General features: G+C 69.6%; 23 protein-coding genes and 1 tRNA gene. 12 read left to right on the top strand and 12 right to left on the bottom strand.

Annotation, left to right across the window (positions count from 1 at the left end; translation table 11 throughout):
* Positions 1-185: 185 nt before the first annotated feature.
* A complete protein-coding gene (locus AB0N07_RS08245; RefSeq protein WP_365833357.1) occupies positions 186-1,853 on the top strand; it encodes a DoxX family membrane protein in 1,668 nt (555 codons plus the stop codon).
* A gap of 208 nt (positions 1,854-2,061) precedes the next feature.
* Here AB0N07_RS08245 and AB0N07_RS08240 read toward each other — a convergent pair whose 3' ends face one another.
* The 3 genes from AB0N07_RS08240 to ugpC all read right to left on the bottom strand — a co-directional run bounded on the left by AB0N07_RS08240 (position 2,062) and on the right by ugpC (position 4,740).
* The gene (locus AB0N07_RS08240; protein ID WP_365833355.1) at positions 2,062-2,793 is read right to left on the bottom strand and encodes a nucleotidyltransferase family protein; all 732 of its coding nucleotides are present in this window, start codon (positions 2,791-2,793) and stop codon (positions 2,062-2,064) included.
* Positions 2,794-2,911: 118 nt separating this feature from the next.
* Positions 2,912-3,367 (bottom strand): hypothetical protein, encoded by a 456-nt coding sequence (locus AB0N07_RS08235; protein WP_365833353.1) that lies wholly within the window; start codon positions 3,365-3,367, stop codon positions 2,912-2,914.
* 236 nt (positions 3,368-3,603) lie between these two features.
* The gene (gene ugpC / locus AB0N07_RS08230; RefSeq protein WP_365833351.1) at positions 3,604-4,740 is read right to left on the bottom strand and encodes a sn-glycerol-3-phosphate ABC transporter ATP-binding protein UgpC; all 1,137 of its coding nucleotides are present in this window, start codon (positions 4,738-4,740) and stop codon (positions 3,604-3,606) included.
* Between the two features lie 213 nt (positions 4,741-4,953).
* Here ugpC and AB0N07_RS08225 point away from each other — a divergent pair.
* Positions 4,954-5,027, top strand: a tRNA-Thr gene (locus tag AB0N07_RS08225).
* A 236-nt stretch (positions 5,028-5,263) separates the two neighbouring features.
* Here AB0N07_RS08225 and AB0N07_RS08220 read toward each other — a convergent pair.
* Complete coding sequence (locus AB0N07_RS08220) at positions 5,264-6,259, bottom strand: hypothetical protein (RefSeq protein WP_365833349.1); 996 nt, start codon at positions 6,257-6,259, stop codon at positions 5,264-5,266.
* A 98-nt stretch (positions 6,260-6,357) separates the two neighbouring features.
* Between AB0N07_RS08220 and AB0N07_RS08215 the strand changes: the two genes are divergently transcribed.
* Complete coding sequence (locus tag AB0N07_RS08215) at positions 6,358-7,125, top strand: FAD-dependent oxidoreductase (protein ID WP_365833347.1); 768 nt, start codon at positions 6,358-6,360, stop codon at positions 7,123-7,125.
* 142 nt (positions 7,126-7,267) lie between these two features.
* Here AB0N07_RS08215 and AB0N07_RS08210 read toward each other — a convergent pair whose 3' ends face one another.
* Positions 7,268-8,692, bottom strand: coding sequence for a condensation domain-containing protein (locus tag AB0N07_RS08210; protein WP_365833345.1), 1,425 nt, complete (start codon positions 8,690-8,692; stop codon positions 7,268-7,270).
* A 421-nt stretch (positions 8,693-9,113) separates the two neighbouring features.
* Between AB0N07_RS08210 and AB0N07_RS08205 the strand changes: the two genes are divergently transcribed.
* From AB0N07_RS08205 to AB0N07_RS08190, 4 genes are all read left to right on the top strand, one after another.
* Positions 9,114-9,377 carry a hypothetical protein gene (locus AB0N07_RS08205; RefSeq protein ID WP_365833343.1) on the top strand — a complete coding sequence of 88 codons (264 nt, stop codon included), beginning with the start codon at positions 9,114-9,116 and terminating at the stop codon, positions 9,375-9,377.
* A gap of 219 nt (positions 9,378-9,596) precedes the next feature.
* The gene (locus AB0N07_RS08200; RefSeq protein ID WP_344399559.1) at positions 9,597-9,950 is read left to right on the top strand and encodes a hypothetical protein; all 354 of its coding nucleotides are present in this window, start codon (positions 9,597-9,599) and stop codon (positions 9,948-9,950) included.
* A 370-nt stretch (positions 9,951-10,320) separates the two neighbouring features.
* Entirely contained in the window at positions 10,321-10,746 is a 426-nt protein-coding gene (locus AB0N07_RS08195) for a hypothetical protein (protein WP_365833341.1), read from the top strand.
* A gap of 124 nt (positions 10,747-10,870) precedes the next feature.
* Positions 10,871-11,293, top strand: coding sequence for a hypothetical protein (locus AB0N07_RS08190; protein ID WP_365833339.1), 423 nt, complete (start codon positions 10,871-10,873; stop codon positions 11,291-11,293).
* A gap of 136 nt (positions 11,294-11,429) precedes the next feature.
* Here the strand turns inward: AB0N07_RS08190 and AB0N07_RS08185 are convergent, their stop codons facing one another.
* The 3 genes from AB0N07_RS08185 to AB0N07_RS08175 form a co-directional block, all read right to left on the bottom strand.
* Positions 11,430-11,735, bottom strand: coding sequence for a hypothetical protein (locus AB0N07_RS08185; RefSeq protein WP_115907393.1), 306 nt, complete (start codon positions 11,733-11,735; stop codon positions 11,430-11,432).
* Between the two features lie 244 nt (positions 11,736-11,979).
* Positions 11,980-12,273, bottom strand: coding sequence for a hypothetical protein (locus tag AB0N07_RS08180; protein ID WP_030941334.1), 294 nt, complete (start codon positions 12,271-12,273; stop codon positions 11,980-11,982).
* Positions 12,274-12,442: 169 nt separating this feature from the next.
* Positions 12,443-12,916 carry a hypothetical protein gene (locus tag AB0N07_RS08175; RefSeq protein WP_365833336.1) on the bottom strand — a complete coding sequence of 158 codons (474 nt, stop codon included), beginning with the start codon at positions 12,914-12,916 and terminating at the stop codon, positions 12,443-12,445.
* 416 nt (positions 12,917-13,332) lie between these two features.
* On the opposite strand from AB0N07_RS08175, the gene AB0N07_RS08170 reads away from it, so the two are divergent.
* Positions 13,333-14,079: a hypothetical protein gene (locus tag AB0N07_RS08170; RefSeq protein WP_365833334.1), complete on the top strand. Its 747-nt coding sequence runs from the start codon at positions 13,333-13,335 to the stop codon at positions 14,077-14,079.
* Positions 14,080-14,153: 74 nt separating this feature from the next.
* Complete coding sequence (locus AB0N07_RS08165; protein WP_365833332.1) at positions 14,154-14,432, top strand: hypothetical protein; 279 nt, start codon at positions 14,154-14,156, stop codon at positions 14,430-14,432.
* 67 nt (positions 14,433-14,499) lie between these two features.
* Here AB0N07_RS08165 and AB0N07_RS08160 read toward each other — a convergent pair whose 3' ends face one another.
* Together AB0N07_RS08160 and AB0N07_RS08155 are read right to left on the bottom strand one after the other, a co-directional pair.
* The gene (locus AB0N07_RS08160; RefSeq protein WP_365833330.1) at positions 14,500-14,982 is read right to left on the bottom strand and encodes a GNAT family N-acetyltransferase; all 483 of its coding nucleotides are present in this window, start codon (positions 14,980-14,982) and stop codon (positions 14,500-14,502) included.
* Positions 14,983-15,028: 46 nt separating this feature from the next.
* Complete coding sequence (locus tag AB0N07_RS08155) at positions 15,029-15,913, bottom strand: aminoglycoside phosphotransferase family protein (RefSeq protein WP_365833328.1); 885 nt, start codon at positions 15,911-15,913, stop codon at positions 15,029-15,031.
* A gap of 34 nt (positions 15,914-15,947) precedes the next feature.
* On the opposite strand from AB0N07_RS08155, the gene AB0N07_RS08150 reads away from it, so the two are divergent.
* The 3 genes from AB0N07_RS08150 (at position 15,948) to AB0N07_RS08140 (ending at position 20,770) form a co-directional block, all read left to right on the top strand.
* Complete coding sequence (locus AB0N07_RS08150; protein WP_365833326.1) at positions 15,948-16,604, top strand: rhomboid-like protein; 657 nt, start codon at positions 15,948-15,950, stop codon at positions 16,602-16,604.
* A 10-nt stretch (positions 16,605-16,614) separates the two neighbouring features.
* On the top strand, positions 16,615-18,021 hold the full coding sequence (locus AB0N07_RS08145) for an FAD-binding oxidoreductase (RefSeq protein ID WP_365833324.1): 1,407 nt from the start codon (positions 16,615-16,617) through the stop codon (positions 18,019-18,021).
* Positions 18,022-18,133: 112 nt separating this feature from the next.
* Positions 18,134-20,770 carry a glycosyl hydrolase gene (locus AB0N07_RS08140; protein ID WP_365833322.1) on the top strand — a complete coding sequence of 879 codons (2,637 nt, stop codon included), beginning with the start codon at positions 18,134-18,136 and terminating at the stop codon, positions 20,768-20,770.
* Between the two features lie 78 nt (positions 20,771-20,848).
* Here AB0N07_RS08140 and AB0N07_RS08135 read toward each other — a convergent pair whose 3' ends face one another.
* On the bottom strand, positions 20,849-22,351 hold the full coding sequence (locus AB0N07_RS08135; protein WP_365833320.1) for an MFS transporter: 1,503 nt from the start codon (positions 22,349-22,351) through the stop codon (positions 20,849-20,851).
* 56 nt (positions 22,352-22,407) lie between these two features.
* Positions 22,408-23,388, bottom strand: coding sequence for a zinc-binding dehydrogenase (locus tag AB0N07_RS08130; protein ID WP_365833318.1), 981 nt, complete (start codon positions 23,386-23,388; stop codon positions 22,408-22,410).
* Positions 23,389-23,396 lie beyond the last annotated feature (8 nt).

Raw genomic sequence — 23,396 nt, 5'->3', positions numbered from 1 at the left:
CGGAGGGCCTGACCGCGGTCGGCGTGGTGGGCGGAGCTCGCTGGTCGGAGGCCCGTCGGCGCGACTGAACACGTGTTCGTGCCGTCACTCGTACGGGTCAATCTGGGCGTCCCGGACAACGTTGACGCGATCCGGACACATCCGGCGGGTCAAAGCAGTGTCCTAACCACACGTCACTCGGTTAGATGAGTGTGGACACCAGAACACCCCGCACGCCCCCGGGGGACGGCCCGTCGGGATTCGATGACGCTCCCGCGCTGAGCATGGTGAAGGTGCCGAGCGATCCGGCGCAGGTCATCGTCAATCATGCGAGCTTCCGTGTGCAGCTCGGCGCCTCGGCCCGCACCCGATCGCCGCGGATCGCACGGCACTTGACCGCCACCCAGGACGCCGCCCGCACGCCCGCCGCCGGTACCGCCGCGGGCCGAGCGGGCGCGGGCGCCCGCCGCCGGCCGGTCGTCTGGAGCGGCAGGTCGGCCCCCGACGACACCGGCGCGCACCGCCTGCTCCAGGCCGTGCGCGGCGGCAGCGTCCGCCACGGCGACGACCAGTCCGTCGACGCAGGAGCCACCCAGGTCATCCCGCGCGTGGAGGTCGGCGGCTACGACGAGGCCTACGACGAGCTGGAACAGACCGTGGAGACCCCGATCGTCGGCGCCCAGCGCGGCCGCCCCGTCGACGACATCGTCGGCACCCGCCTCCTCCCCGGCATGCGCACCGCCGGCAGCGGATACGACGAGGAACGGGCCTACGGCGGCCAGGAGTTCGAGGACTTCGACGAGACCGACGAGTTCGACGACCCCGAGGGGTTCGACGACTCCGACGAGTTCGGCGAATTCGACGAGGACGCCGAGCGGCCCGCCAAGCGCCACGGCGTCGACCCGGCACGGCACGCCTACTACCCGGGCCGCCGTATGAACCTCGGCGTCGTCCTGCTGCCCCTGCGCATCTTCCTCGGCTTCATCTCCATCTACGCCGGCATGGGCAAGCTGTGCGACCCCGTCTACTTCGACGGCGGCAAGCGCGGCTCCATGGTCAAGTGGCTCAACACCCTGCACCCGTGGGAAGTCGCCGAGCCGCTGCGGCAGTTCGCCCTGCAGCACCCGGTCGGCGCCGGCCTCGTCATCGCCTTCGCGCAGGTCGTCGTGGGCGTGCTCACGGTCCTGGGCTGCTGGCAGCGGGTCGCCGCCGTCTTCGGCGCACTGCTGTCGGCCGCGCTGATCGTCACCGTCAGCTGGAAGACAGTTCCCGCCTACGACGCCCCCGACATCATCTACCTCGCCGCCTGGTCCCCGCTGATCATCGCCGGCGCCCCCGTCTACTCCGTCGACGGCCGCCTGGCCGGCAGCGCCTGGCGGCGTCTGGGGCCCTCCTCCGACATCTGGGACCTGCGCGCCTACGTCCTGCGCCGCGGCGCCCTCATCACGACGATCGTGACCGGCCTCACCCTGCTCGTCGGCTCGCTGCTCGGTGGTGCGGTCCGCGACGCCGATCGTGTGATCGTCCCCGGTCCCGGCGAGGCCCCGCGCAACGAACTGCCGGGATCCCCGCTCCCGCAGGAGCCGCACAAGCGGCACAGCCAGTCGCCCTCGGCCTCGCACACGCCGACCCACGGCGCCACCGCCGGTTCCACGCCCTCCGGCGCGGCGACCACGCCGGGCGCCACCGCGACCGGCGGAGCCCCCAGCCAGACCCAGGGCACAGCGGGCCGCACCCCGCGCCAGCACTCCTCACCGTCCGGCGGCGCCCCCAGCACCAGCTCCGGCCCCACCTCCGGCGGCGGAGACGGCGGCACAGGCTCCGGCGGCTCCTCCTCCGGCGACCCGGGCCTGGTGGGCGGCCTGCTGGGCTGAGCCAGGCCGACGGCCACCGGGTCCATACAAAGGGGCCCCGCACGGAAAACGGGCGGGGCCCCTTTGGCGTACGGCCACTGCAGCGGCTTTTGAGGGGCGCGGGGCTGTATCGATTTACGGCTCCGCCGCGTGGGCGCGACACGCCCCCACCGGCCCGCAGCCGAAAGACAACCGCACTCCCCGAGCTCTCACCCGCCCCAAAGCGCTCTCACCGCCCCAGAGCGGCCAGCTCCTTCGCTGCCTCCGTCAGATCCTTCGCCGTATCGATGGCGCGCCAGTACGCCCCCTGCGGGATCGTGAACCCGGCCAGCCGCCGCTCACGGGCCAGATGAGGGAAGGTCGTCCGCTCGTGGTCCCCCCGCTCCGGAAGCAGCTCAGCGAACTCGGAAGAGAAGACGTACACACCCGCGTTGATCTCGAATGTCGACGGCGGCGCCTCGATGAAGTCCGTGATGTGTCCGAAGCCGTCCGTCTTCACCGCGCCCCAGGGGATGCGCGGCCGGGCCAGGGCCAGCGTCGCGACCGCGTCGCGCTCCGTGTGGAAGTCAGCCATGTCCCGCAGCGAGAAACGGGTCCAGATGTCGCCGTTGGTGGCGTACCAGGGCCGGTCCGGGTACGGGAGATGGGCGGCGGCGTACTTCAGCCCGCCGCCCCGTCCGAGCGGCTCCGTCTCGACGACCGTCGTCACCCTCACCGGCAGGTCGGCGGACTTCAGCCAGTCCTGCAGCACCTCGGCGAGATGGCCGCAGCTGACCACCACGTCCGTCACGCCCTCCTCGGCCAGCCAGACAAGCTGATGGCCGATGATCGGAGTCCCCGTACCGGGGATCTCGACCATCGGCTTGGGCCGGTCGTCGGTGTACGGACGCAGCCGTGAGCCCTGGCCACCGGCCAGGACGACGGCTTGAACGGGGCGGGACGCGGCGCTCGGATGGGTCATGACCGAACTGTACGGTGCGTCCCGCCCGCGTCCGGAGCCTGCAGCCGTTCCTTAATCAGCCGTTACCCTCCTCCGAACCGTTCGTAGCGTCCGCTGCGGAGGAGGGACGGGTTCCGTCTCAGCTGAGCGCGGCCGCGACGCCCGAGGCGAAGGACGTGTCGCAGACCGGGCGGGCGTACGACTGGGCGCGTGTGGGGCCGTACATGCGGACCGCGGCGCGGCCCAGGGACCGGGCGATGGACACACAGTGCTTTGCGAGCGACGGGCGCTCGCTCACGGCCTGCTGCAGGTGCGTGAGGACCGTGCCCGGGTCCTCCTCCTGGAGCTCGCCCAGGAGCTTGTCGCGCAGCACATCCTCGGGGGCGCGGTGGGCGGCCTTGGCGTCAGAGGCGATGTCGGACGCGTCCGAGGCGGTGAGCACCGAGTCCGAGGGGTTTCCCGTCCAGTTGACTCGGGTGACCGCGAGGGTCCCGGAAAGCACCAGGACGACGGGCAGGACAAGGGCGAGCGTGCGGCCGATCCGGCGGGCGGGGCCCCGGCCGCGTCGCGTCTGTTGGTTAGTGGAGTGCTTCACGCGAGTGAGAGTAGCGCCAAGTGATGATTTGGCGACATTTAGTAATCAATTCGAGGGACGAAAAGCCGCTTCGGATCGGGCGCGAAGTTGACGCACGCTGCTCGAAATGACCGATGTGCCGGGGTAAATATCGACAACAAGAGAGGCCCCGCAGGGGTCTGCGGGGCCCATCTTCGTCAACCTGGGTGAATTACCCGGGATGGGTGTTTCGGGAGTTGCCGGTCGGCCGAGTGGCCTCAGTCGGTGAGACGCTCACCCGTGGAGGTCGAGAACACGTGGGTCTCGCCCGGGCGGGGCACCACGTGCAGGGTCGAGCCCTTCTCCGGCACCCGGCGGCCCTCGACACGGACGACCAGGTCCTTGGTCTCGCCGCCGACCTCGGCGGTGCCGTAGACGTAGCCGTCGGCGCCGAGCTCCTCGACGACGTTCACGGAGACCGCGAGACCGGCCGGCTTGTCCTCGGTGTCCTTCGACAGGGCGGAGGCGGCGGCGCCGCCCTCCTCGACGATGTCGAAGTGCTCGGGGCGGACGCCGACGGTCACCGTCTTGTCACCCTTGTCGGTGGCGGCCTTGAGGGCGTCACGGTTGACCGGGACGACGCTGTTGCCGAACTTCACACCGCCGTCGGTGATCGGCACCTCGACCAGGTTCATGGCGGGGGAGCCGATGAAGCCGGCGACGAAGAGGTTGGCGGGCTTGTCGTACATGTTGCGCGGCGAGTCGACCTGCTGGAGCAGACCGTCCTTGAGCACGGCCACGCGGTCGCCCATCGTCATGGCCTCGACCTGGTCGTGGGTGACGTAGACGGTGGTGATGCCGAGGCGGCGCTGCAGCGACGCGATCTGCGTACGGGTGGACACACGGAGCTTGGCGTCCAGGTTCGACAGCGGCTCGTCCATGAGGAAGACCTGCGGCTCACGCACGATGGCGCGGCCCATGGCGACACGCTGGCGCTGACCACCGGAGAGGGCCTTCGGCTTGCGGTCCAGGTACTCGGTGAGGTCGAGGATCTTCGCGGCCTCTTCGACCTTCTTGCGGATCTCGGCCTTGTTGACGCCGGCGATCTTGAGCGCGAAGCCCATGTTGTCGGCGACGGTCATGTGCGGGTACAGCGCGTAGTTCTGGAACACCATGGCGATGTCCCGGTCCTTGGGCGGCAGGTGCGTGACGTCGCGGTCACCGATGCGGATGGCGCCGGCGTTCACGTCCTCGAGCCCCGCGAGCATGCGGAGCGAGGTGGACTTGCCGCAGCCGGACGGACCGACGAGGACGAGGAACTCGCCGTCCCCGACTTCGATCTCCAGACCGTCGACGGCGGGCTTCTCGGTGCCCGGGTAGATCCGGGTCGCCTTGTCGAACGTAACAGTGGCCATGGTGATGGGCCCCCTTCTACCGGCAGGAACGTGCCGGACGATCCGTTGTAGGAAGGTGGTGTAGTCCACGAGGGTGAACTGGCTCAGGACGCTACCTGGCGTTCGCCTGCTCTGTCAGTACCTCCGGGCCTGTGAACTTCGCGGAAATTTTCGACAGGGGCCGGCCGGGACCTGGGTACACTGCACGGGCACGCACGCGAAGCCTGCGTGCAGGCCTCCTTAGCTCAGCTGGTCAGAGCGCCGCTCTTGTAAAGCGAAGGTCGTCGGTTCGAATCCGACAGGGGGCTCTGGAAGGCCGGCTCCGACCTGGGGGTTGTCCCAGGCGACACGCGCCATTCGGCCTCGGACTCCGCGTCCGGGGCCGTTTGCGTGAGCGGTGCGTGAGCGGACGCGCCGCCACGGACCGGCTGGGCGGCGGATTCCTCGGCATCCGGCGATCTTCTCCAGCAGCTCCGAGACCTGCGCCGGTCACGGCCGAAGCCGCCGGTAGGACAGGACGTTCCTACCGGCGGCCCCGGGGAGTTCAACCGTTGCCAGGGCCACCGTCCCTGCACCGGTCGATTGCGTTGCATCCCCGGGTGTAGTGGTTCGCCTGTTGGGCCGGGAGGTGGAGGTCCGTGTCGACGCGGAGGTTGGCCGCCGGGTCGCCGTACGGGTTGTAGCGGTAGTTGGGGTCGTAGTTGGGGTTCGCCACCCAGCGGTCATGGGTGAAGGTGAGGCTCTGCAGCTGGAGGTAGGTTCCCTGCGTCCGCGCCGTCATGTCGTAGATGTGCACACCGGTGATCGCCTGGGGCGGAATCTCATGGAAGAAGGCCCATTCGTCCTGGCCCCGGTAGGTGTTGGCCATGTTCGGGTCCCCGCGGAGCTGGTCGGGAACGTGCAGGACGACGCCGGCGAACTGCGGGTTGATCGTGTAGACGAAGGTCCTGGCTTCGACGACGCCGTGCTCGCAGTGCGACGTGACGAGCCATCCGACGACCGGGATCATCTGGCCGATGGTCCAGCCCGCTCCCTGGCAACGCGGCTGGTTGGCCTGGTCGGCGAGGTTCTGCATCCCCTGGCTCCGGGCGAACGTCTCCGAGACGTCCTGCGAACCCGACGTGGAGACGTAGCCGCTGTCGTTGGCGCCCGCTCCGCCGTGGACATGGCTGACGAGGTCGTAGTTCGTTCCCCGGGCCGTGAAACCGTTGGCGAAGATGTCGTTCGGGCTCCGGGAGTCGCCGCGGTACAGCACACCGGGCAGCTGGCCCTGCGAGAAGCCGTTGGCGGGCTCGTCCTGCGCGCCGGCCGGGCCGGTGGTCGTCACGAGTGCGCCGGTGGCGACCAGCGCCACCATCAGGAACTGCAGGACGAGGAGGAGGGGCCTGGGCAGCCGGCGCTGCGTCTGCGGCCGAGGCGTGCCGCGCTGGGGGGGCCGCCGCTGTGGGGGGATGGGACATTGCTGGTTCTCCAGAGCTCGGTCTGCCGGATCCGGCCTGACCGCACCGAGACTGGCGAGCGGAGAGTTGATCGTCAGCACCTTTTATCGGGGTAATCAATTCCGCTTTATTGGGCAATCGATTCCGTGCGGAGCGGCTGCAACGCCGCAAATCGCCGGAGCCGGTGACGTGATGGCTGGTGGCCGACGAGTTCAAGCGGCGCGGAGTCCGGCTGGTTCTGGGCGCCGGCGCGGACGGGGTGAGGTGTGTCGACGGCCGGCTCAGGGGCACGCTCTCGACCGGTACCGTCCTGGCCGGGGACGCCGTCCTGTTCGCCGCCGGCCGCACGCCCGACACCGAAGGTTTCGGCCTCGAACAGGCCGGCGTGCGCCTCGACGCCCGCGGTCGGATCGTCGTCGACCGCTATCACCGGACGACCGCTCCAGGGATCTACGCAGCAGGCGACGTGGTCCAACCAGGGCTTGCCTCCAACGCCATGCAGCAAGGACGCGCAGCAGCGGCCCACGCCTGCGGACTCGTCTTCGGCGTGGAGATCGACCAGACCGCCGGCAGTGCTGTCTACGGCCTACCCGAAGTCGCCGGCGTCGGGGCGACCGAAGAACAGATCCAGGCCACCGGCATCCCCTACGCGGTGGGCCGCTGCGACCTGGCCACCACCCCACGTGGGGCGATCGCCGGACACGGCGGGCTGCTGAAGCTGATCTTCCGCGAGGACAATCGCAAGCTGCTCGGCGTCCACTGCTTCGGCGACATCGCCTCCGAAGTGGTCGGCCTGGGCCACGTCGTCCTCCAGCTCGGAGGCAGGGTGGAATTGTTCCTCACACTCGCGCTCAACACCCCCACCTACAGCTACGCCTACCACGACGCGACTGTCGACGGCCTGACCCGGCTGACCAAGCTGATGGGCATGGCTGACGGCGAGGGCACTGGCGACGCGGCACAGTGACGGCGGCCGGGCCGTTCGCTCCCCGCGCCGGCGTCTACACGGACCGGGGAACCCTGTGGCGACGAGCAAGCGTTCGACGACTGCGGGCGGGCCGCCGAGGCGCAAGGGGCGGCCCGTCCCGGCCGCCCCCCGTTCGGGCCGTTCACCCCGCGAGATCATGCGGTGCGAGTTCGCTGGCGCGTTGCTCGCCGGCCACGGTGAGGATGACGTCCCGCAGCCGCTCGACGTACAGCCGCATGTTCTTGTACGCGATGTCGGTGTCGGGGTAGCGGCAGGTGAACCACAGGCCCTCGTGCAGCCGGTTCAGCCAGATGCACACCTGGTCGCCGTAGGACACCCGCACCAGCCCGTAGGCCGCCAGCTCGTCCCAGCGCTCGGCCCCGGGGATGCCTCGTGCGTCGACGAACGAGACGATCGAGTACAGGTCGGGCGAGGTCGGCCGGAAGTCCTCGCCCAGCAGCCGCAGCACCCGGGCGAGCGGCATGCGCGCCAGCGACCTGTTGGCCTGCAGTTCGGCGCGCACGGCGGTCAGCGCGGTGGGGAAATCGGGCGCCTCGTCGATGGCGACCTCGATCGGAGCGCCGCCGACGTACCAGCCCACGGAGTTGGACCACTTGGACTTCACCCGGGTGTGGAAGGGCACGACGGCGCGGTAGACGGGCTGTCCGCCGATCTCGTGGACGATGAGGCTGGTGGCGGCCAGGGCGCCGACGAGGCTGCCGCCGAAGGGCCGGCAGTACGACTCGAACGCCGCGGCGGTGTCCGCGTCGACGAGCATCTCGCGCATCAGCTTCTGCCTGGGCAGGTCACCGCCGGGCTCGACACCCAGGTCGACGGGGAAGTTGGGCAGCTTGCCGTTGCACCGCCGGATGAAGTCCCGCCAGCGGCCGACGATGGCGTGGGTGCCGTCGATCCGGTCCGCGTCCGCCCGCTCGATCTCGCAGAAGTCGACGTAGCTGCCGACCGGTGACTCCTCGACGGGACGTCCCTCGGCGGCCGCCGTGTAGAGCTCGTTGATCTCGGCGGGCATGCGCTGGATGGAGTAGGAGTCGACATTGCTGTGGTCGAACGCGATGTACAGGCTCGCGCCGTCGTCCCTGACGACCGCCGCGTAGAGGAAGTTGGGCCAGCTCAGCGCGCTCGCGGAGGCGTCGAAGCGGTCCTGGAGGTGCTGGACGAGCCGCGCCGGGTCGGGGAAGTCGCCGATGTCCTCCCGGTGGAGGGACACGTCCTCGGTGTCGAGCGTGAAACGGCGCATCTCGTCGCCGTCCCAGCGGAATCCGCTGCGCAGCGTCTCGTGCCGGAGCGTCCAGCTGCGCAGTGCGTCCTGCAGCGCGTCGAGGTCGACCCTGCCCGGGATGTCGAATGCGGTGCCGACCCAGGTCGGAACGAACAGGCCGTCCTCGTGCACCGATCGGGCGGTCCTGATGTGCGACTCCTGGACGTACGCCGGCGGCCGGGGGTCCTCCGGAAGGGCCGCCGCCACGGTGACGGTCGCCGGACTGAGCGCCCACTCGACGAGCCGTCCGGGCCGGACTTCGCAGCGCTGGATGTCGGTGATTCGCACGGGCGTCTCCTGTCGCAGTTGGAGCCCGAATCGGGCGGACCCGATCAAGGGAATGCCGCGACCGCGAAAGGAGATACCCGGAACATGGGGTGTTCCCACTTTTGAGTGGATTGAGTGATCGGCGGATGTGCGCCAATCGGTTGGCGGGACACCGCTATTCACTGGTCCGGGCATTTCAACATACGAACAAGTCGCGCTCGAGAAACCGGAGTTCATACCGGCCGGGAGCGAGCGGCCCCCGTTCTCGTACGGGGAGAATACGCGCTCCTTCGAACGGACTTTGCGCAAGCCGGAGTTGCCGCGCGTCGAGTGGACACGGGATATCCGGCGGTGTGGAATGCCTAGTTGTTACTGCTAGTGTTCGTCCAGTCACAGTAGGCAATCTGCCTCGACATCCAGGCAATGAAGGACCGAGGGTTTCATGCGCAAGCTTCAACAGGCCATGATCGCAGCAGCAGTGGCGGCTGGCGGTCTCTCCGTCATCGGTGCCGGCGCCGGCACCGCCTACGCCCACGGCCACGGCCATGGCCACGACGCCAAGCCGAAGGTGACCGAGCACTACCGCCCGTACCAGGAGTGCAGTCCGCAGACCGTGGCCGACGGCGACCTCCCGATCGGCGTACTCGGTCTCTCCGAGACCTTCGACACCACCTGCGGTCAGTTCAACAACGCCTTCACCTCGTAATCGTGCGCGACGCTTTCCGCGAGCCCCTCGGGGTCACCCCCCCCCGCAGGGGCCCGTTCACGTGTGGCCGCCCGGGGCGCGAGGCCGCGCCGGTGGCCCGCATGCGTTCGTGATGGCACTGGAAGTTCCTTCAGCAGGTCAGCCCTTCACTTCGTAGGCGAAACGGGCCGGTCCGCGGCGCACGGCGCCCGGGTGCCCCTCACAAAGGAAACGGATCACATGCTCAGTAGGAAGAAGATCGCGGCCGTCTCGGGGCTTCTGTGCGGCCTCGCCGTGACCTGTGCCGGAGCCACTCAGGCCTATGCGGCAGCGGGCCCGGGTGCCTGCACGGTGAGCGCGTCGGGCGATGTCACCTGTGTCCAGCGGTTCGCGGGCAAGACGTCCGACGGTGAGGACTTCATCGTCCGCAGGGCCAACACCTGCACCCCGCAGAAGCCCATGGAACTGCCCGTCATTCCCCTGCTGAACAGCGGGAGCACCAAGATCGGCCCCGCAGTGACCTGTTCCCCCAACGACACCGGGGTCGACGACAGGGACACCCCCTCGGAACTGCCCGGTGGCATTCTGGGCTGAGGCCCGCACTTCCGAGCGGCGGACGGCCGGACCGGGGCGACCCGGACCGGCCGTCCGCTTTTTCTGTGCGTTTTTTCTCTGCCCGCGGCAGATGGGTGACTGCCGGGCCCCGCCCGTGACTTGGGCCGGGGGAATCGTCGTTTTACGGGAGAGCGCCGAGTGCGCGACCGAACCGCATCAACAACTGCCCGTCCCGCAACATCCCTTTCCCTCTCCGAGTCCGCGGCCGAGCGGGCGGAAGGCTGCTTTGGCATAAGCCGACACGGTGCACAGAAGGGCCCAAGATCCCAAATGACTACGTTTCGTGTGTATATGCTCACATTAAGTAGTCAAGCCAGGGCTTCCCGCCCAGCTAGGAAAGGGTCTAATCATGCGCAAGTTTCAGCGCGCCGCGGCAGTGATTGCAGCGGTCGCGGGGCTCTCCGCCCTCGGGGCCGGCGTCAGCAGCGCCACCGACGGCTGGGGCGGCGGCGCCACCGCGGTGGCTTCCTCGCAGGCCAACGCCGTGGCCTACGGGAGCGGCGGGGGATGGGCTCCGCACGACGCCCCGCAGGCGGCTCCGTACGGTGCCCCGCAGGCCGCTCCGTACTTCGCGCCGATGAACGTCAACTTCGCGCCGCCGGCCGCGCCGCAGGCCGCCCCGATGGCCGCACCTCAGCCTGCGCCCCAGTACTTCGTGCCCCAGTACGCCGCCCCCCAGTACATTGCCGCGCCGCAGTACGCGCCCCAGTACGCCGCCCCCCAGGCGGCGCCGCAGTACGCGCCGCAGTACGCCACCCCGTACGGCTCCAGGTAAAGAAGCCCCTGGCGCAACGACCTGAAACAAAACCCTCAACGGCAAAGGCAGCCCGGACGCGCAGTAAACCCATCAGGGTGCGCGTCCGGGCTGTACCGATATATCGATCAAAGGAACACAGCGCATGTTCAGTCGGCAGAAAATCGCAACCGTGTCGGGGATCCTCGGAAGTCTCGCCGTGATCTGCGTCGGGGCCGTGCACGCGCAGGCGGACGAGAACCCGCGTGGTTGCAAGACCAATGCTGCAGGGGAAATCGTCTGCGTGCACAAGTCCGAGAGCGTCCACAAGGACAAGCACGGCACGTTCGTCGTCAAGCAGTCGCAGAGCTGCTCGACGACGGCGCGGCCGCGTCTGGTGCTGCCCGAGGACGGCATGCTCAACAACGGGTCGACGCATGTCGGGCCGGTGGTGGACTGCACCAACAAGGCGCCGACGCCGAAGGGGTTCAAGCGGCCCCACATCCGGGCGTTCCATGTCACGGCGCCTCATGTCACGGCGCCTCATGTCACGGCGCCCCGTGTCACGACGCCGCACTTCGATTTCTGAGGTGCGGTCGACGAATGCCGGACCGGGGCCGCTCCCGGTCCGGCATTTCGGCGTTCCGGCCCTGTGAAAGCCCGGGTGCCCCGGCCGACCGGCCGGGGCACCAAGGACTGTTCCTGCTTTCCGGATACTTGCCGACTTACTTGCCGACGCTGTTGTTGCAGCCCATGTCCGAGCCCAGGTGGGTGTCCTGGGCGCCCGGGTTGCCCTCGCCGTTCAGCAGGTTGCCCGCAACGCCGTTGAGGATGCCGACCTGGCCGAGGACGTCGACGTTGGCGTCGTGCGAACGGCAGGTGGTGCTCTGCAGAATGTTGAAGCCACCGCCGCGATGGCCGCCTTCGCCCGAGCCGAAGCCGCCCTGATCGGCGTGGGCGGCGCCGGCGCTCAGGAGTCCGACGCTGCTGAGGGCAGCGACCAGGACGGCAGCCTTGCGAAGCTTGTGCATGACATCTCCGGTGGAGTGAAGTGGATGCGATCCGTGACGGACCGACTTCGTGCAGTTACGGAGGCTAATAAGAAATACCCGTAAAAGACTGTGCGGCGCGCCGAATTCGGGATGATCCTCACTGCCCTGGTCGATGCCCGGAAATATCGCCGACGTGACAAAAAAGGGGGTCCCGGCACCGAGTCTGGAGCTCGGTGCCGGGACCTGCTTCCCGCTCTCGGCCGGCTATGCGACCGTCATCCGACTAGAAGGCGCTGTTGTTGCAGCCCATGCTCGAGCCGATGTGGGTGTCCTGGCCTCCGGCGTTGCCCTCGCCGTTGAGCGCGTTGCCGAGCAGGCCGTTGAGGATACCGACCTGGCCGAGGACGTCGACGTTCAGGTCGTGCGACTTGCAGTTGGAGCTCTGCAGCACGTTGAACTTGTCGCCACCCTTGCCGCCCTTGCCCCCGTCGTCGTGAGCCTGAGCGGTGCCGGCACCGAGGAGTCCGACGGTGCTGAGGGCGGCGACCAGGACGGCAGCCTTGCGAAGCTGGTGCATGTCATCTCCGGTGGAGTGAGTGGGTGCGATCCGTAACAGATCGACTTCTTACAGTTACGGAGAATAATAGGAAATAACCGACAATCACCTAGCGACGCGCCGTGTCCTGTGATCTTGTCGCGGCAGCTCCCTGAAGTCGTCCGGCGATCCCGGTGGGCCTCTTCGGCTCCTAGTGGGCCTTGGCGAGGGCGTTCGCCTGGCTGTTGGCCTGGGTGCAGGCGACCCCCTTGGTCTCGGCGGCGGCGAGCACGGCGACCGGGAGGTTCGCGTTGAGCACGGACTGCGGGCTGCACTCCTGGGCGGGGCGGAAGAGGTTGAACTGGTCGGCATTGCCGCCGGACTGCGTCGGCGCCGACGGCGAGGAGATGTGCGGATTGAGCTGCGGGTTGATCTGCGGATTGACCTGCGGGGCAACCTCGGCGGGCTGTGCCGGCGCCGCCTGGCGCGGGGCGGACGGGCCGGACGGACCGGACGCGTGGGCGGTGGCCTGGGTGGCGGTGAAGGCGCCGGCCATGGCGGGGCCCGGGGGCGGGGCGCTGTTGCCGTAGGCGACAGGAGCGTCGGCGACACTGGGGCCGACGCCGATGGCGGACAGACCGCCGGCCGCTGCTACGACGAGCGCGACGTGCTGGAACTTGCGCATGGAACCTTCGGCCCTTCATTGACCTGGCATGGACGTACTGAAATAGCAGATGAGCCAGTGGAGTTGTGGCTGCTCTTGCTGCCCTGGGCGGCTGCGGTGTGTGATGGGTCTTCGCTCTGTCCCCGTGGGGAACGAAGCAAGTTCCGGGCCAGTCACGGCAGTCGGGGAGCAGTCACCCATTCGCCCCCGGCGGACCGGTTATCCGATCAATTCCAAATGGGTGACGGAATTCTCGATCCCGTGACCGCGCAGAAGGAAATGTCGTTGCCAGCAGGGAGAGGGCAGCGACCATGAACCGGTGAGAGGGGCAAGGGGATCCGCTGTCGGCTCCGGCGTGAACATCAGACTGAGCGCACGCAACACAGCACTGAATACAACGGATTTCCCTGCACAGGTATTGAAGGGCCGAGGGTTCCATGCGAAAGATTCACAAGGCCGCGCTCGTCGTAGCAGCGGCCGGCGGTCTGTCCGCCATCGGCGCCGGCGTCAGCCATGCCGACGCTTACCCCGGGTACACCGGTGGTGCTCCGGCTGCTCCTTACTACCCGGCCCCGGCGCCCGCGTACTACCCGGCGCCGCAGTACGCGGCCCCGGCGCCCGCGTACTACCCGGCCCCGGCACCGCCCCCGCAGTACTACCCGGCCCCGGCTCCCCAGTACTACCCGGCACCCCCGCAGAGCGCTCCGGCGCGGGCCGTTGCGGCGTCCACCGCGGACAGCACCGCGCAGTCCGGTGGCCCGCAGTCGTACGCCCAGCCGGCGCCGCAGTACGCGCCCCAGGCGCCTGCCCCGCAGGCCGCGCCCCAGCCGAGCCAGGCAACCGCCGTCGCCTCGTCGGTGGGTGGTGCGCAGGCCGGTGCGCCGGCGTCCGCCCCGCAGGCCGCGCCGCAGCAGCAGCCGCTGGTCCAGCCGCAGGTCGCCCCGCAGTCCTCGCCCGAGGTCATGCCGAAGGTCGCCCCGCAGGTCGCCATGCCCCAGGTCTTCAACCCGGAGCCGGCTCCGCACGTCGCCCCCCAGGTGAACCCGCAGTTCAACCCCCAGGTGAACCCGCTCATCGACCCGCTGGTCTCGCCCGCCGGCGCAGCACCGCAGGTGCCCGGGCTCGGTCTCGGACAGGTGGCGGCTCCTCCCGTCGGGAACCTGGGTCTGCCCCGACTCGGCTGATGGCCTCCCGCTGGTTGTCCGTCGTCCCAACTCGATCTGCTGCAGATCACTTCCGCTCGATCAATGGAGAAGAAATGCGCAAGCTTCAGAAGGTCGCCATCGTGGGCGCCGCTGTCCTCGGCAGCATGGGCGCCTTCGGGGTCGGCCCGGCCTTCGCACACGGCGAGCCGGGGCACGACATCGACGTCACGCAGGACATCGAGTGCCGCTCGCACGACATGAACGTCGACGTCATCGGCAGCCTCGGCGCCCTCAACGGTCTGCTGGGCGGCGCGCTGAACGGCGAAGGCGACCCGGGTGCCCAGCCCGCCCACCTCGGTTCGGACATGGGCTGCAACAGCAAGGCCCTCTGAGTATCCGCGCTACAGCTTCTCGCCCAGGTCAGGAGCAATCCGGCCTGGGCTCTTGCACTTCACGGCGTCAGCTGCGCCGATCGGCCAGCTTCTTGAGCGCGTCGTCCGTCAGCCGGTACACCGTCCACTCGTCCTGCGGGCGGGCGCCGAGGGACTCGTAGAAGCCGATGGCCGGGGTGTTCCAGTTCAGGACGGACCATTCGAGGCGCTCGTAGCCGCGCTCCGTGCAGATGCGCGCCAGTTCGGTGAGGAGCGCTTTGCCGTGGCCGGCGCCTCTTGCGGTGGGGCGGACGTAGAGGTCCTCCAGGTAGATGCCGTGGACGCCGCGCCAGGTGGAGAAGTTGAGAAACCAGAGGGCGAAGCCGACGGGCGTGCCGGTGGTGTCGTCGGTGGCGATGTGGGCGTAGGCGGCGGGGCGGTCGCCGAAGAGGGCCTCGTGGAGTTGGGGCTCGGTGGCCTTGGCCTCGTGCGGGGCCTTTTCGTAGGTGGCCAGTTCCTGGATCAGGGTGTGGATGACGGGGATGTCGGCGGGGGTTGCTTCGCGGATCACGTTTCTGAGACTACGCGCGGGGTGCGCCGTCTTTGTCCGCGCCCCTTCAGGCCTGGTTGCGCAGGCGTCTGGCGATTTCCAGGCCGTCGGACTCCGGGGCGCGGCCGTCCTCGATGTCCCAGAGGGTGTTCTGCAGCAGTCTGCCCAGGGTCCAGGCACGCGCGCGTGCACGGTCCAGGCCGAGTACGTCCGTCATCGCGTCGAAGCGCCAGCGGATCTCGTCGGCGTCGAAGCGGTTGGTGAGGGCCGGCCAGAGTTCGAAGCCGGGGTCGCCTGCCAGGGGTTTGGGGTCGATGGCGAGCCAGGGGGCGCGGCCTGCGGCCAGGACGTTCTCGTCGTGCAGGTCCCAGTGCAGGAGGCGGTCGCCCGGTTCGGCCACGACTTCTCGTACGGCGGCCGCGCAGTCCGCGGTCAGGCTGCGGGTTTCCGGGTCCGGGATGCGCTTCAGTGCCCAAGGGGTCCGGTCCAGCATGGCCCGGGCGATGTCGCCGAGGCGGCGCATGCCTTCCGGGGCCGGGGTGGCGGTGAGGTGGGCGAGCAGGCGGGCGATGACCAGGACGGCCTCGCGGGTGTCCGGGAGCCGGGAGAGCATCCGGGTGTGGTCGAGGCGTTCCAGGAGCATGGTGTGGGTCGTCTTGTCGTGTGCGAGGAGGCGGACCGCGCTGTCGCCGTCCCACAGGCGCAGGGCCACCGGCTCGCCCGCGCTCTCCTCGTCCAGCAGCTGCAGCTTCAGCACGGCAGGGGTGTCGTCGCAGCGCAGGACCGGGAGGACCAGGGCGGTGACTCCGTGCATGGGGCGCCCGTCCGGTCGTAGCTCCCAGCGATCCAGGAACTCCTCAGCCAGGCGCGGCAGGCCCGCGATGAACGCCCGTCCCGCCTCGCCGTTGAACTTCTCCTGTGCCGCCGCCAGCTCACCCGGAATGTCGATCACCCTTGCGACGATACTTACGTGCGTGAATCGCCTCATGCGAATTGACCGGGGGCTCGGGCAGCGGGTGTGGGCCTACGTCTGCAGCGCGCCGGGCACGTATCTCTGGCTGGCCGTCCTGTTCATCACCACGGTCGCGCTGCACCACATGTCGCCGCACTTCGAGCAGGAGTTCCTGCGGCAGCGGTCCACGAACATCCATGAGCTGTCGAACAACCCCGGGCGGGTGCTTCTGCAGAGTGCGATGTGGATCGACGGCGGCAAATGGCTTCCGGTCGCCTTCCAGTACACCGTCTTCCACGCGCAGGCCGAGCGCTGGCTGGGGACGCTGCGGTGGCTGATGGTGTGCGTGGCCGCCCATGTGCTGGCGACGCTGATCAGCGAGGGAGCCCTGCTGAGGGCGGTGCAGGAGGGGGTGGTGAAGCACTCGGCCGTCAACACCCTTGACATCGGGGTGAGTTATGCGCTGGCGGGGGTGGTGGGGGTGCTGGCCTACCGGATCGTGGCGCCCTGGCGGTATCTCTATCTGGCGGCGGTGTTCCTCGTGTACGGGGAACCGCTCGTGGACGCGCCGACCTTCACCGACCTCGGGCACTTCGTGTCGGTGCTGATCGGGCTCGCCTGTTATCCGCTGGTCATCGGGCGGGGGCCGGCATGGGATCCGATGGAGACAGTTTCCGCCCTGAGGGGTTAGCTTTCCGGCCATGAGCAGGTCGGTGAGCAGTGTCGTGAACGGCGGTATCTCCTACTGGTACGCGGACGACGGTTTCCCGGCGGTGCGGGAGCCGCTCGGCGGTGACGCGTCCGCCGACGTCGTGATCGTCGGGGGCGGGTACACGGGGCTGTGGACCGCGTACTACCTGAAGAAGGCGGCGCCCTTCCTGCGTATCACCGTCCTGGAGCAGAAGTTCTGCGGGTACGGGGCCTCCGGGCGCAACGGCGGCTGGCTGTACAACGGGATCGCCGGGCGTGACCGGTACGCGAAGCTGCACGGGCGCGAGGCCGCCGTACGGTTGCAGAAGGCCATGAACGAGACCGTGGACGAGGTCGTCCGGGCAGCGCACGAGGAAGGCATCGAGGCCGACATCCACAAGGGCGGTGTGCTCGAAGTCGCCACCACGCCCGCCCAGTTGGCGCGGCTCAAGGCCTTTCACGAGCTGGAGCTGTCGTACGGGGAGAAGGACCGTGAGCTGTACGGCGCCGGGGAGACCGCCGAGCGGATCCGGGTCGCGGACGCGGTCGGGTCGAGCTGGACCCCGCACGGGGTGCGGCTGCACCCGGTGAAGCTGGTGAAGGGGCTGGCGTCCGCCGTCGAGGCGCTCGGGGTGACCATTCACGAGCTGACGCCGGTGGCGGAGATCCGGCCGAAGCATGCGGTGACGCCGTACGGGACGGTCCGGGCGCCCTACGTCCTGCGCTGCACGGAGGGGTTCACCGCGAGTCTGAAGGGGCAGCGGCGCACCTGGCTGCCCATGAACTCCTCGATGATCGCGACCGAGCCGCTCACCGCCGAGCAGTGGGAGTCGGTGGGCTGGGACGGCCTTGAGACGCTCGGGGACATGGCGCACGCGTACATGTACGCGCAGCGGACCGCCGACGGGCGGATCGCGCTCGGCGGGCGCGGAGTGCCGTACCGCTTCGGGTCGAAGACCGACAACGACGGGCGGACACAGGCGGAGACGGTCGAGGCGCTGCGGGAGATCCTGGTGCGGTTCTTCCCCTCGCTGGCGGGGGTGGGGATCGAGCATGCCTGGTCGGGGGTGCTCGGGGTGCCGCGGGACTGGTGCGCGACGGTGACCCTGGACCGGTCGACGGGGCTCGGCTGGGCGGGCGGCTATGTCGGCTCGGGGGTGGCCACCACGAATCTCGCGGCGCGGACACTCAGGGACCTGGTGCAGTTCGACTCGGGGCAGGGCGGCCGGACGGAGCTGACCGATCTGCCGTGGGTCGGGCACAAGGTGCGCAAGTGGGAGCCGGAGCCGTTGCGGTGGCTCGGGGTGCAGGGGATGTACGCCACGTACCGGGCCGCGGACCGGCGGGAACGCGCCACGTACAGCGCCGAGTCCTCGAAGCTGGCCCAGTTCGCCGACAGGGTGGCGGGGCGGCACTGAGGATTTTTTACCCTCTGATTGCATTCACAGGAATCTCTCACCGCTGCATTCACGCCAATGCTGTTGGCCAGCTCGTGTCATGTACGCCACTGCTCCCAGGGGAGGGCACTTCATGGCAGCCGACGGCTGGCGAAGAAGACGAGTATGGGCGGCGCTTGCCACCACCGCCGCGCTGGGCCTGACAGTCACTCAGGCGCAGGCGGCGAACGGTGGCGGCGACCCCTTCGGTGTGCGGGAACTTCACAGACAGGCCCTTCTGCATCAGCAGCAGAAGGGCCTGTCGGCTTTCGCGCATACGGGGGACGACCACGGCGGGGGAGAGGCACAGGAGGAGGCCGAGCAGGCGGACCAGTACGCCGAGGCGCGCACCTCGCCGGGGATCGTGGCGCCGGGAGCGTACGGGGCGGCGTACGACGATCTGGTGAATCTGCCGCACACCAAGGGCAGCTGGAGCGATCTGACGCGGCTGCCCTACGACTCCGACGACCCGCGGTACCGGGACATCAACTCCAACTCCGGCGGCGGGGCCGGAAAGGTGACCGGCCGGGTCACCGGGCTCGCGGCCGACCGGCACGGCTATGTGTACGCGGGTTCGGCCAACGGCGGTGTCTTCCGCTCGCGCACCGGCGGCGGTCACTGGACGAACATCTCCGACGGGCTGCCCGCGCTGTCGACGGGCGATCTGCAGCTCGACGGCCGGGGGCGGCTCTGGTACGCCACGGGTGAGGCCAACACCAGCGCGACCTCCTTCCTGGGGACCGGCGTGTACGTCCTCGCCGATCCGCGCAAGGGCAGCTTCGGCCCGGACGACCGGGTCGGCGGCGACGAGCTGGAGTCGACGTCCGTCAACGCCCTGCGCTTCGCCGGCGACAAGGTGTGGGCCGCGACCACCGAGGGTGTGTGGAGCCACTCCACGAAGACGCTGAAGGGCCACTGGAAGCTGGAGTTCGCGCCCAACCCGGACTATCTGCCCGGCGGTCCGAAGGCGAGCGACCCGTCGGCCGCGTACAAGAACATCACCAGCGACATCGCGATCGATCCGAAGGACCCGGGCAAGGTCGTGCTGGCCGTCGGCTGGCGCGGCGGGGACACCTACAACGGCTTCTACGCCAGGTCCGGCGGCAGCTGGCAGCGGCTGACCGGTCTCGGTGACCTGCCGAGCAACGCCGAGGACGTCGGCAATGTGACCTTCGCGCGCAGCGCGGACGGGTCGCGGTACTACGCCATCGACCAGTCCCCCGAGCAGACGAACGGCAACCCGGACAGCGGACTGGCGGGCATCTTCGTCTCCAAGACCGGTTCGCCGACCGGGCCTTGGACGAGGATCGCCGACTACAAGCAGCTGCGGGACTCCGGCTCGGCGCTCACCGGCGCCGGATACCAGCCCGGGATCCAGGCCTGGTACAACCAGTTCCTCACGGTCGACCCGAAGAACCCGGACCATGTGTACGCCGGTCTGGAGGAGGTCTTCGAGACCAAGGACGGCGGCAAGTCGTGGTCGGTGCCCGGTCCGTACTGGAACTTCGGGTTCCCCTGCTGGTCCATCGACCCGAGCAGGCAGACCGGCGACTGCCACCAGACCGTCCACGCCGACCAGCACTCCGTGGCGATCGGCAGCGACGGGGGAGCGCCGTACGTCATCGTCGGCGACGACGGCGGCACCTTCCGCCGGCCGCTGAACGGCAGCGCCGACGCCTCCGGCCACGCGACCGACTGGACCTCCCTGAACGACGGCACGATGGACGCCCTGCAGTACTACTCGGTGGGCGTGGGAGCCGATCCGGCCGGGCGGGGCCTGGCGATCACCGGTGGCCTCCAGGACAACGGCCAGTCGGAGCTCCGGGCCGGCGACCGCGTGATGGGCTCCAACTTCGGCGGTGACGGCGGCGACACGATCACCGACCCGGCGAACGGGTGCAACATCGCCCAGGAGTACGTCTACCTGGCGGTCTCCGTCACCAACAACTGCGCCGTAAATGACGGGAGTTGGGTCGCCGACCCGTCGAAGGCGACGACGTACTCCGTCGCTCCGCCCGACAACGCGACCGGCGAGGCGCGGTTCATCGCCCCGCTGAACGCCGACATCAAGGACCCGAAGGTCTGGGTCGCCGGCGGCCGGCATGTGTGGGTCAACACCAAGGGGTATGCGATCCGCAGCGGGAGCGAGTGGTCCGGCGCGTTCGACCTGGGTGCGGGGCACACGGCCACGGCGGTGGCCTCCTCCGGCGGCAAGGTGTACGCCGCCTGGTGCGGGCCCTGCAACAACCAGGGCTTCACGCGCGGCATCGCGGTCGGCAATGCCGACGGTACGGGCTGGCACCAGCTGAGCTTGCCGGTGGACGGGACCGTACCCAACCGCTACCTCTCCGGTCTGGCGATCGACCCGGCGAACTCGGATCACGTCCTGCTCGCCGTCAACGGCTTCTCGCGGAAGTGGACGGAGGGGCCGGGCGCGGGTGTCGGGCACCTCTTCGAGACCCGGGACGGCGGGGTCACCTGGAAGGACGACTCCGGGAACCTGCCCGACGTACCTGCCGACTCGGTGGCCCTGCTGAAGGGCGGCACGATCGCGCTGGGCACGGATCTCGGGGTGCTGGTACGGACACCGGGCTCGAAGGGCTGGAGGGTGGCCGGCGACAACCTGCCCACCACCGCGGTCCTCCAGCTGCGGACCGGCCCGGACGGGCGGCTGTATGCGGCCACGCACGGGCGGGGGATCTGGGCGATCGACGTACGGCGACTGCGGTGAGCGGTTGAGCGACTGCCTCGAAGGGCGGAGAGGGGAGGGGCCCGCGGTCCGTGCGGCCCCTCCCCGTCCTTGCGCCCCCTAGGCGACCGGCTCCGACACCGGCCGCTCGGCGGCTGCCCCGTGCTTCGGGGCCTTCGCCGTGACCATCAGGCCCGCGACCAGGCCGGCCAGCAGCATGATCCCGGCGGCCCACCAGATGGCGACCGTGTAGCCGTGCACGACGCCCTCCTTGACGGTCAGGGCCTTCTGCGCCGGGTTGTGGAGGTGGGCGGCGATGTACGCCGTGCTGCTGGTGGTCGCGATGGTGTTCAGCAGGGCCGTACCGATCGAACCGCCCACCTGCTGCGAGGTGTTGACGGTCGCCGAGGTCACACCGGAGTCGTGCGGGGCGACGCCCGCGGTCGCGGTGGCGAAGACCGGCATGAAGGTCAGGCCCATGCCGAGACCCATCAGGATCAGACCCGGCATGACCTCGGTCGTGTACGACGAGTGGGTGGTCATCCGGGTCAGGATCATCATGCCGCCGGACGCGAGGACCATGCCGGGGACCATCAGCATGCGCGGCGCCACGTGCTGGAGCAGCCGGGCGGAGATCTGGGTGGAGCCGGTGATGATCGCGGCGGTCAGCGGCAGATAGGCCAGGCCGGTCTTCACCGGCGAGTAGCCGAGCACCACCTGCAGGTAGTAGGTCATGAACAGGAACAGCCCGAACATGCCGATCACGGCGAGCATCATGGTCAGGAAGCAGCCCGCCCGGTTGCGGTCCTTGACGATGTGCAGCGGGAGCAGGGGCATCGGGGCCCGGTTCTGCCACCACACGAAGGCGGCGAGGAGGGCGACGCCGACCGCGAACAGCGCCAGCACCAGGGGGTCGGTCCAGCCCCGCGGTTCGGCCTCGCTGAAGCCGTAGACGATCGCGACCAGTCCGCCGCAGCCCAGCACCGCACCCGGCACGTCGAGGCGGGCGCCCTTGCGGCCGGGGCGGTCGCGGAGCAGGGCGAGGGCACCGAAGACGGCGATGACCGCGATGGGCACGTTGACGTACAGGCACCAGCGCCAGTTCAGGTACTCGGTGAGCAGACCGCCGACGATGAACCCGATCGCCGATCCGCTGCCGGCCAGGGCGCCGTAGATGCCGAAGGCCTTTCCGCGCTCCTTCGGGTCGGTGAAGGTCGTGGTGAGCAGGGACAGCGCGGAGGGCGCGAGGACGGCGGCGAAGGCTCCCTGCAGCGCGCGGGCGCCGAAGAGCATGGCGGAGCTGGTGGCGGCGCCGCCGAGCGCGGACGCGGCGGCGAAGCCGATCAGCCCGAAGACGAACGTCCGCTTGCGGCCCACCAGGTCCGCGATCCGGCCGCCGAGCAGGAGCAGTCCGCCGAAGGCCAGCGTGTAGGCGGTGATCACCCACTGCCGGTTGCCGTCGGACATGCCCAGGTCGCGCTGTGCGGAGGGGAGCGCGATGTTCACGATGGTCGCGTCGAGGACGACCATGAGCTGCGCGAGCGCGATGATCACCAGGCCCCACCAGCGGCGGGGGCCGGCGTCCACGGAAGTGGTGGCTTCGCCTGTACGGGTGACGCTCACTCCGTCAGAAGACCATGAATCGGTACGTATCGCATCTGCGGATGCCTTGTGCCTGGTCATGGCTCCAGTACCACCTTTCCGGTCGTCCCGCGCGTCTCGAGCGCACGGTGCGCGGCCGCCGCCTCGGCGAGCGGGAAGCGCTGCACGGCGGGGGTCAGCCTGCCCGCGGCTGCTTCGGCGAGGGCGCGCAGTTCCAGGGTCTGTACGGGGTTGGGGCCGCCGGCCTTCCGCATCATCACGGGGCCCAGGACCCGCTCGGAGATGCCGTCCACGAGGTACGGCTCGCCGCCGCGGATGCCCGCGGCCGACCAGCCGAAGACGAGGTGCCTGCCGCCGGGTCCGAGGAGCTGTGTGCTGAGGCGTGCGACCTCGCCGCCCACGCCGTCGAGGACGACGGTGGCGGGGCGGCCGCCGAGGTGGGCGCGGACCTTGTCGGGCCATCCCGGTTCCCTGTAGTCGACGGCGAGGTCGGCACCGTTGGCCGCCACGCGTGCCGTCTTCTCCGGTCCGCCCGCCAGGCCGACGACGGTGGCGCCGGCGTTCTTCGCGTACTGCACGAGGAGGGTGCCGATGCCGCCCGCGGCGGCCGGGATCACGGCCACGGCATCCGGGCCGAGCTCGGCGAACTGCACGATCCCCATCGCCGTACGCCCTGTTCCGATCATGGCGACGGCCGCGGCGAAGTCCAGGTTCGCGGGGATCTCGTGCACGCGGTCGACCTCGGTGACGGCCAGCTCGGCGTAGCCTCCCGGGGCGAATCCGAGGTGGGCGACCACGCGCTTGCCGAGCCACAGCCCGGCGACGCCCTCGCCGAGCGACTCGACGACGCCGGCGACCTCGCGGCCCGGGACGGTGGGCAGCCGGGTCGGCTCGGGCAGCGGTCCCTGCTCGCCCTCCCGGAGGGCGGTGTCGAGCAGGTGTACGCCTGCCGCGGCTACGGCGATACGGACCTGGCCGGGGCCCGGCTGGGGGTCCGCCACCTCCTCGTAGGTGAGGTTCTCGGCGGGTCCGAAGGCATGGAGTCGGATGGCGTGCATGGTGAAAT

Source organism: Streptomyces sp. NPDC051172, from assembly GCF_040682555.1.
In the GTDB taxonomy this organism is placed as follows: Bacteria; Actinomycetota; Actinomycetes; order Streptomycetales; family Streptomycetaceae; genus Streptomyces.
This window is presented reverse-complemented; position numbering and strand designations above follow the sequence as displayed.